This is a genomic window from uncultured Sulfitobacter sp., assembly GCF_947497275.1.
Taxonomy (GTDB): domain Bacteria; phylum Pseudomonadota; class Alphaproteobacteria; order Rhodobacterales; family Rhodobacteraceae; genus Sulfitobacter.
In genome coordinates, this window is record NZ_CANMFS010000003.1 from 152,937 (window position 1) to 166,315 (window position 13,379).

The window sequence follows — 13,379 nt, forward strand, 5'->3', positions numbered from 1 at the left end:
CTTTTCTATCGGGCCGACGGCCACCGCGGCGCGCCCGATACAAGAACGTCTGCGACCTGCGCAAGATGCCGTCGCGGCAGGATCAGAAGCATACCCGCCGTTTCCATGGACAGGGTAACAGGGCCAAGCGCACGATTCGATGTGCCGACGAATGACGCCGGATCGAACACCAGACCGTCAATCGGCCATTCGAGTCCCAGGCTGCGGCCTCTGACAGGCTGCAGAGGAAACAGAGAAACAATATCACCCGCCGATGTTCCCAAAGTGATCCCGGGCGGAGACAGCAAGATAATTTCCTTGTCGGCCAATAGGATACAGGGGCGATCCGCGTGCACCAACAGGGTATGAAAAGCTGCAAGCTGGTGATCTATCCGCCCGCCACAAAAGCCCACGCCCAAAACCACCGGCGCGGACACATGACGAAGTGCCTTGTCGAAATCAATGGTTTGCTGTTCACTCACCCGGTGCTGGCGTTCAGTCGGGATACGGGCCAATGCTTCTGGGGGGGCGCTGTCCATATCTCCGATCACAGCTTCGGGCAGCAGGCCCGCCGCCTCCACCAGTTGCAGCCCGCCATCGACCGCCACCAGTTGCGGCGCGATGGTTAACGCCTCCGCAAGGTCTTGTGACGTAGCCTGCCCCCCACCGACGAGCGTAACTGGACCGGAACTATGAACAATGGGATTCGACATGGCGCCTCTTTGCTCTGTTTGGAAACAAACCACAATAACGCCACAAAATGAAACCACGGCTTGCACAGTTTTGGGCCGCTTTGGACTTGGCAGACGTGGTAAACAGTCGGTCACAAAGACGCAGAGGACGAGCATCCGATGATCAATAACAACAAGATTCTTACTGTCTCCTATGGCACCTTTTCGTGCACCCTTGAAGGTTTCGACGATTCTTTCGGGACGATGAAAGCAATTGCAGAGTATTTTCGGGACCTCGCTGCGGATGATCGGTATTTTGGTGCGGAACCACCGCAGCCGGATGCACAGATGCTCGCCCGCATCGCCCAGCGCGAAATCTCGCGTCATGTCGAGGCACGCGAGGACGACGGAAGAATCGTTTTATCGGCGCAGGAATTGGCCGGCACTGCCGTCGCCACGCGAAGCCGGAAAGCCGATGTCGAAGAAACAAGTATGGAGGCGTCGGCCGACATGGGCGGAAACGAAACGCCCGTCACCGCAGATGAAGCGCGGGAAATTCGAGAAGCCACGGCAGATACCGCCAAGGCAGACAGGGCAACCGAAACCGACGAGAACGCAGCCAGAATTGATGGAGATGAGACGGTCGATACCGCCCCTGCCGGCGTGACTACCGATGAAGATATCGACGAAGAAACGGTCGATGATCCTGTCATCATCGTCGATACCGCAGGTGCAGCGCAGGCTGTCGCGCCGCAAGAGCTGCATTCAGACGAAAATCATACCCACGAAGCGACGCAAAGCGCAGATGCAGACGAAGAGGCGGAACATGCGGACGCGGCGGCGGCCGATATCGTGCCGGCGCTGCCCGACGCGGACGTCGAAGCATTTTTCTCCGAGAGCACGACAGACAGCAGCATCGAATTGGATGAGGATGCCGAAGAGGCGCGCGCAATCAGCGCGGCCTCCAACAGTATTGCCGAAAAGCTCAAGCGGATCCGCGCGGTCGTATCACAGCAAAGCGTCGCGGCGGATACGCCCGACTATGTCGAAGACCAACACGCCGATACCGACACACCCGACATGGGCGCGCCGGATGCCGCACAGGCTGGCCCCAAGCCTGATCTCGACGGTGCAGCAGATGCGGTGGAGGTCGACGCGCCGGACTTGGCAGAGCGCCAGAACGACGTCGTTTCGGCGACCTTGCGCGATATCGAGGATGCGCTGGATGCCGACGATGCCGCAGAACCGCCAACCTCAAACAGGTCGGAAAGCGAAGATGACGAAGACCAGGCGGGCCGTGTGGAAGATACCGACAACGCCCAACCCGACGAAGACGGGGTGAACGCGGACAGCGATGAGAACATCCTTGCCAGCCTCGCAGGGTATGACGATGATCTGACAGATGCCGATGACGACCTGGATGAATTGCCTCAGGAAACTGCCGATACACAAGCCGGTCAGGATAGGCTGACGGACGCGGCCAGCGAAGAGTATGACGACAACCTTTTCTATGCCGAGCAGCCAGCCGGCGAAACGGAAGGCGCAGCCACCCCGCCCCCGGTCGAGGTGGCGAAACCCGCGCCGCGTACCCGCGTGCTGAAAGTAAAACGCGCCACATTGGAAGCCGCAATCAAGCGCGGTGAGCTTGAAGAATACTATGACGACGACGATGAGATTGATGCCGCCGAGTCAGCGGAGCAGTCGCACCGCGCGGCCCCGCTTGCCGAGCGATCTTCACTGAGCGACGCCGAAGAAGATGAACTGGCGCGCGAGCTGGCAGAACTCGAAGCGGAGATGAACGAGACACCGAAGCGTGACGCAGAAGCGGCACTGCCGCCCGCGCACGACCGGGTTTCGACCACGCCTGCCGGGCATTCCCAGTCCGTACACGCCGATATGTCGCCAAATGCGGATGAGGACTTTTCCCGTTTGATGGCAGAAACGGATCAGCAGATGGAAGAGCCTGAAAGTGCCACACGCCGGGACGCGTTCACCCATCTGCGCGCGGCTGTCGTCGCAAAGAAAGCGGACGAGGCCGTCGCCGGGAAACCGAGCGAGACAGAAGCCGATGAAGCCTATCGCGACGATCTTGCAAACGTGGTCAAACCGCGCCGACCCTCGACAACCGAGCGCGCCCGCACCACGGAACGCCCCGCAGAACAACGGCCAGCGCCCTTGCGCCTCGTTGCCGAGCAGCGCATCGATGTGCAGACCGCTGCCGCGGCAGGCCCCGTGCGTCCACGTCGCATTGCCAGCATCACCGGCGCCGACCGCCACGATTCAGTTGATGACGAAGGTGGTTTCGAAGACTTCGTCGACGAAGTTGGCGCGCACAAGCTTCCGGACCTGTTGGAAGCGGCAGCGGCCTACATCGCTTTCGTCGAAGGCCAACAGAACTTTTCGCGTCCGCAGTTGATGAACAAGGTGCGTCAGGTCGAAAAGGACAACTTCACCCGCGAGGACGGTCTGCGGTCCTTTGGCAAACTGCTGCGGGAAGGCAAGATCGAAAAACTCAAGGGTGGGCGTTTCCAAGTGTCCGAACAGATCGGTTTCAAACCCGATGCCCGGGCAGCAAGCTGAAAACAGTCTCTTTCAGCAAAAACGGCGGACCTTGGGGTCCGCCGTTTGCGTATTGATCAGTGGTTTTACCGGAATCAGCGGTTGGTCTCTTCACGCGCCTCGGGGTCGGCTTGTCCGACACCCTTGAAGATCGCCTTCAATGGCAGTGCCCATGCGACACCCAGCGCCAGATAGATCATTAATTCGACCCAGAAAGGCGGTCGGTCGAACAAAGCGATCACGGAAATCGCCGCTATGATATACAAGGGGACCCCTACGATCAGAACCAGCAGCGACACCCGTCGGCGGGCCTTGTAACTCAGTGCCATTGTGTTTCCTTCCGCGTTTTTCCCGTCAATTTCGATGTGGCCCCAACTGGCGCGATGTCAATTGCGATACTCAGTCCGCGAAAGGGTCGGTCACAAGGATCGTGTCCTCTCGCTCCGGCGAGGTCGACAACAGGGCGACAGGGCAGTCGATCAACTCCTCGACGCGACGCACGTATTTGATCGCCTCCGCCGGCAGATCCGCCCATGACCGCGCGCCTTCGGTCGACCCTGACCATCCCGGCATTTCTTCGTAGACAGGGGTGCACCGCGCCTGCTGGTCGGCGGCGGTCGGCAGATAGTCGAGCCGCTCGCCATCCAACTCGTAGGCGACGCAAATTTTCAGTGTGTCGAACCCGTCGAGCACGTCCAGTTTGGTGAGCGAAATGCCGTTCACACCGGATGTCGCACAGGTCTGACGAACCAGGACCGCGTCGAACCAGCCACAGCGGCGCTTGCGCCCGGTGACGGTGCCGAATTCGTGGCCCCGCTCGCCCAGCCGCTGCCCGTCGGCGTCGTGCAACTCTGCCGGAAATGGTCCTTCGCCGACGCGGGTTGTATAGGCTTTGACGATGCCGAGCACGAAATCGATCGATCCCGGACCGATGCCCGTTCCGGTGGCGGCCTGCCCGGCAATGACGTTCGAGGAAGTGACGAAGGGATAGGTGCCGAAATCGATATCCAGCAGCGCACCTTGTGCGCCTTCAAAGAGGATGCGCTTGCCCGCACGGCGCTTCTCGTTGAGGATTTTCCAAACGGGTGCGGCATACTCCAACACAACGGGCGCAATTGCACGCAGATCCGCCAGCAATTTGTCGCGGTCCACAGGCGCGAGCCCAAGACCGCGGCGTAGCGCGTCATGGTGCACAAGCGCGCGATCGACCCGCAATTCCAGTGTCGCGTCGTCCGCAAGGTCCGCCACGCGCACGGACCTACGTCCGACCTTGTCTTCATAGGCAGGCCCGATGCCCCGCCCCGTCGTCCCGATCTTCGCTACGGTCGTCTGCTCTTCGCGGGCGCGGTCCAATTCACCGTGAATCGGTAGGATCAGCGGCGTATTCTCCGCAATCATCAGCGTTTCCGGCGTGATGGTCACCCCTTGGTCGCGCAGCCCGGAAATCTCTTTCTCCAGATGCCAGGGGTCCAGCACCACACCGTTACCGATCACAGACAATTTCCCGCCGCGCACGATGCCTGATGGAAGCAGGCTTAACTTGAACACCTCACCGTCAATGACTAACGTATGGCCCGCGTTATGACCGCCCTGAAACCGCGCGATCACGTCGGCACGCTCGGACAGCCAGTCGACGATCTTGCCTTTTCCTTCGTCGCCCCATTGGGCGCCTACGACAACGACATTGGCCATGATATTCCTTCTCCGAACGGCGCAGGGCCGCGCCTCTATGACAAACCCGCGCCGGTATAGCGGGGCGCGGGCGCTGGGGAAACCGCAAACTGAGATGCAGGCAAATAATTCAGACAACTTAACCGTAAATTCCGGCGCAGTTCGATACGGAATTCTCGGCGGTATCACAGCACCTGAAGGCCGGTTTGAAGACGACGAACTGTACCCGGATGGCAATTTGCAAACATCCAAATTGGTGGGTCCTTACCTGCCCCCATGCGCGGTCGCCAATATAGCTCGGCCCCGTTCAGGCCTTGGTCACCTTTTAGCAGATAAACAAGTTCCACTAACGTCAAGCTAACAAGGCTACAACGACGTAGTGCCAGAGTTAACCGGTTTCCGGCGTCGCGAGGAGCATCAGGTTCTCATCGGATCGCCCTGATCCTTCGACCGACAGGGGTATGCGAAGCGTATTCGCGAGGGGGGGGGCGGTAAAGCACCGCGTTGCGTAACAGATATGAGGAAGTCTTATGCAGAGGATGTTTTCTGCCGACGGTTTGGTTCCCGATAAATAGCGCTAATCGCAGAAGGCGAAAAACTGTCTGTCGATAATCTCCATGGAGCGCGGATTCTCTTTGCTCTCGTTAGTCAGCTGATCGTACAGGCCTCGGCGCGACAGCCGCTACAATGCATACTACTAACGCCTGCTTGACCTGTGATCTCGGTTTGCCGTCTGTTGAAACGCGCTACCAGCAACCGATGCGGGACGTCGGCCGAAACACGCCCGCAGCGCGTTGGCAGATACTTGAATATAGACTCTGCCTTCAGCGCCATTCACATGTTGCGGCGCCGGCCCTTCGCACGTTTCCAACTCCGCTAGCGCTAACTTATAATGGTTAGCCTCAGGTGCAACCTTGGCCTTGAACACCTACTGTCATCGATGCGCCGTGTCGACTGGCGGGCGGCGAGACAAGTGGTTCTTTCGTTTCTTCTTGGCGGATAGCCCGTTTCATCATGCGATCCACTTAAACAACCGGTCTGAAATTCCGCGACCACCCCATGATACTGGTAGAGAGGCTATGACCAACGGCGCCGGTAGCGGGTAATGTATCGACCACAGCTTCCAGATATTCACGGCTGAAGCCATCGATCATATTCAATATACAGAAACGGCACCGATAGGCGCGGTTGTTATGCATAAGATAGATTGACCGCAGCTGGTTTGGTCCCTGCGGCGTAATCATCGGTTCTCTGATCGTGACAGCGCCCTTGCCTGCGCCTTTCTATTCCCCAAATCAGTATCTGGTGAAGGCTTGGACATGGAGGTTAACCGCGCGGATCAATTCCCGCTGATGCTCAGTCTCTCTTCTGATCATATTGCTTCGCATTTCTGGCTCAGGTCACCGTGCTTCTACGTGAACCGGACCTCAAGCGTTTCCCCCCGCATCTTCTCGCGCGTCACGACAACTATCATCCGTTCAGCAGGCATCTCGCGTTTTCAGCCGCAATCGCCTGCAGCTTCCTGACGTCCGAAACTTCAATGCTGCCTTGCTTCAACCGGCATGTGTAGAATGTCGCATTCGCGGACGCCGTACTTCTCGCACCAGTCCCGGCCGAGGGGCTTTCTCAAAACCCTAATAAACTGTTCGTCGCTGAATCGGCTCCTCGTTGTGGTCTGTCTCCTCGGTGTAAGAACAGGCCGGCTCGAAACCGGACTTCTCAGCTGAGCAAGTCTTGAAGCCGCACTCACAAAGTGTGAAAATCTCCGTCGGAAACATGCTGTCTGGTTCATTAGTCTGCAGGTCTGACGCTTTCCCCTGCGGTGATTGCGGCCACCCAGCGAAGGCTATTGAAACTCGCCGGGTTTATCGGAGACCTATCAAGCCATTTCACGCGATCATACCGAGCAGGTCGCGCCGTACATGGAAGTTCTCTTCTGCCTCGGCTGTTGGGGTATTTCCAATGAATCCGAGCACGCGGCGATTGTTGAACCAGTCGACCCTTCCGAGAGGGGCCATCTGCAAGTCTTGCGCGTTGCGTCGAGGGTCTTGCCGATAGACCGGTTCGGTTTTGTAGAGGCGGTTAATGGTTTCAGCGAAGGCATTGTCATACGAGACCCCAACACTCCCGACCGATGGTTCAATGCCGATTTCGGCCAAACGCTCTGTCTAGCGAATGGGCGAATATTGCCTGTCCGGCTGCGCGGCAGTATTTTGCAAAGGCAAGCCATGAGAGGGGCGGTCCGAATGGTAGATCAAGCCGGCTTTCTGCACTGGTCGTCGATCATGCAGGGCCGGCTCCAAGGCTTCGAGCACAAGGTCTGTCCTGGCGGACCGTTGAGACCCGCCATCCCACGACGCGATTAGCGAATATATCGATGGCGAAGGCCATATAGGCAAAGCCTGGCCAGGTGGACCCATAGATAAAGTCGCTGACCCAAAGCAGGTTCGTTTCAGAAGCCCGGAACACGCGGTTCACCTTGTTATGCAGCTAGGGTGCTGACGGATCAGGGATCGCTGATTTGACACCTTTCCGCGCACGGCACCCCGGGTACCGATCTGTTTTATGAGACGTTCTATCGTGCAGCGCGCCACTTCAAAGCCCTCAAGTTTCATCTGATGCCAAGCCTTACGGAACCCGTAGACTTGATAAGTCTCATCCCAGACCCGTGCGATTTCCGAACGCAGTTCTCTCCCGCTGATGACGCGCCGAGGCTCTGTAAAGGTCAACTTGGCGCGCCAGGTGGTGATTATATGTCCCCTATCGGCAGATTGCTTCGCAATCGCCTGCTGGGCAGTGAATGAACGCAATCATCATTTCAATGGGCGGTCGAGTTCCACCTGTGCAGAATGTGCCGACGTCTTGCGCTGGATCTCATTGGTCTGGCGCAGCTTCAGGTTCTCCCGTTCCAGCGCCTTGGTCCGGTCCCGTTCCTCGGTGGTCACGTCGTCGTGCAGAACACTGTTCTTCCCGACTTACTCGATACATTCGCGCAGAGTTTAAGGAATCCAGCCGATCTTGGATGCAATGGCCGCGATCGTGCCCGCCTGCGTCTCATAGGAACCTTGATACTTGAACACCATCCGAACCGCACCCGCATGGACCTCAGGCGAATAGCAATTTTGCCAGTTTGCTATTCGTCATGACCATCATTCTTACTCAACGTGATGATCTCCGGTACACTGTGGGCGATTCATGCTGCTGTCTGTACTCAGCGCACTCCGGCTCGACGACCCAAGTACGAAAGTCCGGTTCGGCTTCGTTGCACCAACTTCGCGCGGTGATCAACTGAAGCATCGTGTTGTGTATCTTATCGGGGCAACGGACATTGACGATGTACTGCGGGACGGTGGGCGGGGTGTCTTGAGCCCTCAGGGCTCAACAACGTCGTCCAGCGTCACGGGATCGCCGTGCGCGGTGGTGAGATAGGCCCGCTTCCAGGCGGCGCGCAGATCTTCGACTGCTGCCGTATCGGCCATGGCACGCTCATTCAAAAACGTCTCGAGCGCCTCTAGCCACGCCTTGAAATAATCGTCGCCCCCATCAAGCTCTCTCTCGAGGCCATGCCGCTTGAGCGTTGCCCCGAACCGTGCCGCCCAGTCCGTCCAGGTCACATGGCCCGCCTCATTGAGGTAAACGGTAAGCGCAAAGATCTGCGCGTGCCATGGCTCCGTGAATACAGGTTCGGGCGCGTCGGTCATGCCGCCACCAGATAACTTTGCCAAAGATCCAAAACGACCTCGTCATCGGGGTTTTCGGGATGACGCCAAAGCGCGCTTGCCGCAAAGGCCACCGCATACAGAGGCTCAGCTGCCTCGCCGCGACCGTGCGCGCTGCTGTCGGGCAGCACATGCGTCCCCTGATACCGCAGGATCTTGCCTTGCGCTCCCGCGGCATAGGTCGGAAGACGCGTGTGACCGCCAGAGACAAAAGTATTCTCGGCGAATTGCCGGGTGCGCACGGTCTCCCCGACGACGAACAGCGGTGCACTGTCGCAGGGCCGGTTCGCCGGGCTACCGCGCGCCAACATGTCGCCCACCGCGTCAGCCGTCAGTTTTCGCGTCGCCAGCTCGCTGAACTGCGCGGGCCCGATCCCCGAAAGCTCGGCGCGGCTGACCACCCCCTGCTCGACCAGTAGCGCAACAAGTCCACCGATCCACTTCTCGTAGTACCCGAACGCCGTGTAATCCTTCGGAGACAGACATTCACGCGCGTGGCGGGACATGTCTATATTCCATTTGCCAAGTGCACCTGCCGCAAGCGTCAGGGCCAGCGCACGTGCCTGCCAATCTTCATGAAAGACGGCATGTTCCGGACGCCCGTCCACAGGCCCATCGCCAAAGCGTCCGCCCATGTCGTGCACGCGGTTCATTCGGGCACCGTGACCACACCGGTGCCGATCATGCTGTCACGTGTGACCAGATCCATCAGTGCCTCTTCGCTCCATCCATCCGTGCCCTCAGGACGCAGCGGCAACACGAGATAACGCACTTCGGCAGTCGAATCCCAGACCCGCACCGCCGTTCCTTCGTTTAGTGTTACGCCGAAATCCGCCAGAACCGCGCGCGGCGCGCGCACTGCGCGGGCGCGGTACGCGTCCGATTTGTACCAGCCCGGCGGAATACCTAGCAGGGGCCACGGATAGCAACTGCACAGCGTACAGACGACCATGTTATGAACCTCCGGCGTATTCTCCACTACCACCAGATGCTCGCCCTGCCGCCCGTAGTATCCCAGATCCGCGACCAGCGGTGTCGCATCCGCGATCAGCGCCGCCCGAAATGCAGGGTCAGTCCATGCCCGTGCCACCACATGCGCCCCGTTGCGCGGACCGATCTTGTTCTCGTAGGTATCGATGATTGCATCCAGCGCCGCCGGATCGACCAGCCCCTTGCGCGTCAAGAGGGTTTCGAGCGCCTTGACCCGCAGTGCGGGTTCGGGCGGCAAAAGGGCGTGGGGGTGGTCGTGATCGGAATGGTCATGGGGCATGTCAGGCAGACTGCCCCGCAAAAATTCACGTGTCCAGAGGGCAAGTCCCGCCCACACGCGTGCTTCCTCCCTTGCCCCCATAGTCAAACTTGCCTAGACACCCCCAAAGCCAACCTGACCAGACACCAAAAGAGCAGCCCGCACCCCATGGAAAACGTCGTCCTCATCGTACACCTCATCCTAGCGCTCGGCCTGATCGGCGTGGTGCTCCTGCAACGTTCCGAAGGTGGCGGTCTGGGTATGGGTGGCGGCGGTGGCGCCAATTCCGGTCGCCCTCCGGCAACCGCGATGAGCAAGGTCACATGGGTTCTCGGCGCGGCTTTCGTCGTCACCTCGATCACCTTGACCATCGTATCGGCACAAAAATCCGCAGGCACCTCGGTACTGGACCGTTTGTCTGCAACGCCGCCGGCTCTGAACCAGAACGACGCACCGGCCCTGCCCGATGCGGACAATCTGCTGCCACCGGCACAGGGCGACAATGCACCGCTGGTCCCGACTGTCGACTAAACCGCCTATATCAACAGGTTGAGGCACACTGCCTGAACGCAACAGCATGTTGCGCGGGTGCCTTGCCCCGGGCGACCGAATCCTGTTATGATTAAGTCCCGTGATGGTGTGCTTTTCACACCGCTCAGGGCTGTCTTAAACAGGCCCGAAATACTTGAGCAGGCGCAGCCGCGCACGGGAGAATACACTATGGCACGCTATATTTTCATCACCGGCGGTGTGGTCTCCTCGCTCGGCAAGGGTCTTGCGTCGGCGGCGTTGGGTGCGCTCTTGCAGGCCCGCGGTTTCAGCGTACGTTTGCGCAAGCTCGACCCCTATCTTAACGTCGATCCCGGCACGATGAGCCCGTTCGAGCACGGTGAGGTCTTCGTCACCGACGACGGTGCGGAAACCGATCTTGATCTGGGGCATTATGAGCGGTTCACCGGCGTCCCTGCCCGCATGACCGACTCTGTCTCGTCGGGCCGCATCTATTCCACCGTCCTCGAAAAAGAGCGGCGCGGCGACTACCTTGGCAAGACGATCCAAGTGGTTCCGCATGTCACAAACGAGATCAAGGATTTTCTGCACATCGGCGAAGACGAGGTCGATTTCATGCTGTGCGAGATCGGCGGCACGGTCGGCGATATCGAAGGGCTGCCGTTCTTCGAGGCGATCCGCCAGTTTTCCCACGACAAACCACGCGGCCAATGCATTTTCATGCATCTGACGCTGCTGCCCTACCTTGCCGCGTCCGGCGAGTTGAAAACCAAGCCGACCCAACACTCCGTCAAGGAGTTGCAGAGCATCGGCATCGCCCCCGATATTCTTGTCTGCCGCTCAGAGCATCCGATACCGGAGAAGGAGCGCGAGAAAATCGCGTTGTTCTGTAACGTCCGCAAGGAATCAGTCGTCGCGGCCTATGACCTAAAGTCAATCTACGAGGCGCCGCTTGCCTATCACGCGCAGGGCCTTGACCAGGCGGTTCTGGACGCCTTCAATATCTCGCCCGCCCCGCGCCCCGACCTGTCGGTCTGGCACGACGTTTATGACCGCATCCACAACCCCGAAGGCGAAGTGCGGGTGGCGATCGTGGGCAAGTACACGCAGCTTGAGGATGCGTATAAATCCATTGCAGAGGCACTCACCCATGGCGGTATGGCCAACCGGGTCAAGGTGCGGATCGATTGGGTGGATGCCGAAGTCTTCGACACTTCCGAAGAGGTCGCGCAGCACCTCGAAGGGTTTCACGCCATTCTCGTGCCCGGCGGTTTTGGCGAACGCGGGACCGAAGGCAAGATAAAGGCCGCGCAATATGCGCGCGAGCACAAGGTGCCCTATCTGGGGATTTGCCTGGGCATGCAGATGGCGGTGATCGAGGCGGCGCGCAATGTGGCCGGGTTCAGCACTGCAGGGTCTGAGGAATTCGACCATGAGGCCGGGAAAAAGCGGTTCGAGCCGGTGGTGTATCACCTCAAGGAATGGATTCAAGGCAATCACAAGGTCGAGCGCAAGGTGGGTGACGACAAGGGCGGCACAATGCGATTGGGCGCATATGACGCCACGCTCCGCGAAGGATCGCGGGTGGCGGAAATCTATGGCGCGACCGCGATAGACGAGCGTCACCGCCACCGCTACGAGGTCGATCTCGCCTATCGGGACAAACTCGAAGAAGCAGGCTTGTGCTTTTCGGGGATGTCGCCGGACGGCAAGCTGCCGGAGATCGTGGAATGGTCGGACCATCCGTGGTTCATCGGTGTCCAGTTTCATCCCGAACTGAAATCCAAGCCGTTCCAGCCGCATCCGTTGTTCCGCGATTTCGTGCGCGCCGCAAAAGACGTGTCGCGGCTGGTATGAGGATACCGGACCACAGCATCGGCTGCCGGACGCCGAACCGGTGCTGAGCTACCAGCATATTTACCACGCCGGAAACATGGCCGACGTGCACAAGCACAGCCTGCTGGCGTGGACGCTCGACTATCTGACCCGCAAGGAAAAACCGCTTAGCTATATCGAGACCCACGCCGGACGCGCCCTGTATGACTTGGGCCGTGACGAGGCGTTAAAAACCGGCGAGGCGGCGGCGGGTATCATGCTGGCGCGCGACTGGTTCGGATCGGACCATCCCTATGCCCGCACGCTGGAGCGCACCAGAGCCGAGCACGGTTCACACGCCTATCCCGGCTCTCCGCTGATCGCGGCGCATCTATTGCGCGACACCGACCGCCTTCATCTGGCCGAACTACATCCCGCCGAACATGCGGCACTGGATCTGGCGATGTCACCCTACCCCGTTACCTGCCATCTGCGTGACGGGTTCGAGACCGCCTTTGCGCTGTGCCCGCCGACCCCGCGGCGCGGTCTGATGCTGATCGATCCCAGCTACGAGATCAAAACGGATTATGCCGACATCCCGCGCCATATCGCCAAACTGCACCGCGCGTGGAACGTAGGCATCATCATGCTGTGGTACCCTATTCTGACCTCGCGCGTGCATTTGCCGATGATCCAGCAGCTGATGGGCCGGCATCCGCAGGCGCTGCGCCACGAAGTGCGCTTCCCGCCGGCGCGGATCGGACACGGTATGGTAGGCTCCGGTCTGTTCATGTTAAACCCGCCCTACGGGCTGGCCGAAGAGGCGGCGTTGCGCGCCGCAGATTTCGCCACACTGGCCTGACCGGAAACGACAACACGACAAGGGAGCATGCACAGAGATGCCGAAAAAAGGATACTGGATCGGAAACCTCGACGTGCGCGACACAGCCGCTTATGAGAAGTACCGTGCAGCGAACGCCAAGCCGTTTGCGCAATACGGCGCGCGGTTTCTCGTGCGGGGCGGCACACAGCAAATCCGCGAAGGGGTCGCAAACCCCCGTACCGTCGTGATCGAATTCCCCAGCTACGCCGATGCCGTCGCCTGCTATCAAAGCCCCGGCTATCAGGCCGCCAAGGACATCCGCATGACAGTTTCCGACGGCACATTGATAATTGTCGAAGGATACGACAGCTAAACCGTGGTAT

General features: G+C 59.5%; 11 protein-coding genes and 1 pseudogene. 5 read left to right on the forward strand and 7 right to left on the reverse strand.

Annotated elements, in window-relative coordinates; genetic code table 11:
• Positions 1-5 precede the first annotated feature (5 nt).
• Positions 6-1,037 carry a thiamine diphosphokinase gene (locus Q1A06_RS07470; RefSeq protein ID WP_366523505.1) on the reverse strand — a complete coding sequence of 344 codons (1,032 nt, stop codon included), beginning with the start codon at positions 1,035-1,037 and terminating at the stop codon, positions 6-8.
• On the opposite strand from Q1A06_RS07470, the gene Q1A06_RS07475 reads away from it, so the two are divergent.
• Positions 999-3,230, forward strand: a complete 2,232-nt coding sequence (locus Q1A06_RS07475; RefSeq protein WP_299560975.1) for a hypothetical protein — start codon at positions 999-1,001, stop codon at positions 3,228-3,230. The two genes, Q1A06_RS07470 and Q1A06_RS07475, sit on opposite strands and share 39 nt — an antisense overlap.
• Positions 3,231-3,304: 74 nt before the next feature.
• Here the strand turns inward: Q1A06_RS07475 and Q1A06_RS07480 are convergent, their stop codons facing one another.
• From Q1A06_RS07480 to nthA, 6 genes and pseudogenes are all read right to left on the reverse strand, one after another.
• Complete coding sequence (locus Q1A06_RS07480; RefSeq protein WP_299560978.1) at positions 3,305-3,538, reverse strand: DUF2842 domain-containing protein; 234 nt, start codon at positions 3,536-3,538, stop codon at positions 3,305-3,307.
• Between the two features lie 70 nt (positions 3,539-3,608).
• Positions 3,609-4,901: an adenylosuccinate synthase gene (locus Q1A06_RS07485; protein ID WP_299560981.1), complete on the reverse strand. Its 1,293-nt coding sequence runs from the start codon at positions 4,899-4,901 to the stop codon at positions 3,609-3,611.
• A gap of 1,868 nt (positions 4,902-6,769) precedes the next feature.
• Positions 6,770-8,024: pseudogene (locus tag Q1A06_RS07490) on the reverse strand (IS3 family transposase).
• Between the two features lie 227 nt (positions 8,025-8,251).
• Positions 8,252-8,581: a nitrile hydratase accessory protein gene (locus Q1A06_RS07495; RefSeq protein ID WP_299560984.1), complete on the reverse strand. Its 330-nt coding sequence runs from the start codon at positions 8,579-8,581 to the stop codon at positions 8,252-8,254.
• Positions 8,578-9,252: a nitrile hydratase subunit beta gene (gene nthB, locus Q1A06_RS07500; protein ID WP_299560987.1), complete on the reverse strand. Its 675-nt coding sequence runs from the start codon at positions 9,250-9,252 to the stop codon at positions 8,578-8,580. The genes Q1A06_RS07495 and nthB overlap by 4 nt, the downstream gene beginning before the upstream one ends.
• On the reverse strand, positions 9,249-9,869 hold the full coding sequence (gene nthA, locus Q1A06_RS07505) for a nitrile hydratase subunit alpha (protein ID WP_299560990.1): 621 nt from the start codon (positions 9,867-9,869) through the stop codon (positions 9,249-9,251). Before nthA ends, nthB begins: the two co-directional genes overlap by 4 nt.
• A 147-nt stretch (positions 9,870-10,016) precedes the next feature.
• Here nthA and secG point away from each other — a divergent pair, with 147 nt between their 5' ends.
• The 4 genes from secG to Q1A06_RS07525 all read left to right on the forward strand — a co-directional run bounded on the left by secG (position 10,017) and on the right by Q1A06_RS07525 (position 13,369).
• The gene (gene secG, locus Q1A06_RS07510; protein WP_299560994.1) at positions 10,017-10,379 is read left to right on the forward strand and encodes a preprotein translocase subunit SecG; all 363 of its coding nucleotides are present in this window, start codon (positions 10,017-10,019) and stop codon (positions 10,377-10,379) included.
• A 189-nt stretch (positions 10,380-10,568) separates the two neighbouring features.
• Entirely contained in the window at positions 10,569-12,215 is a 1,647-nt protein-coding gene (locus Q1A06_RS07515; protein ID WP_299560998.1) for a CTP synthase, read from the forward strand.
• A gap of 40 nt (positions 12,216-12,255) precedes the next feature.
• Positions 12,256-13,035 (forward strand): 23S rRNA (adenine(2030)-N(6))-methyltransferase RlmJ, encoded by a 780-nt coding sequence (rlmJ, locus tag Q1A06_RS07520; RefSeq protein ID WP_299561001.1) that lies wholly within the window; start codon positions 12,256-12,258, stop codon positions 13,033-13,035.
• A 37-nt stretch (positions 13,036-13,072) separates the two neighbouring features.
• Complete coding sequence (locus Q1A06_RS07525; protein WP_299561004.1) at positions 13,073-13,369, forward strand: DUF1330 domain-containing protein; 297 nt, start codon at positions 13,073-13,075, stop codon at positions 13,367-13,369.
• The last annotated feature ends 10 nt before the right edge of the window (positions 13,370-13,379 follow it).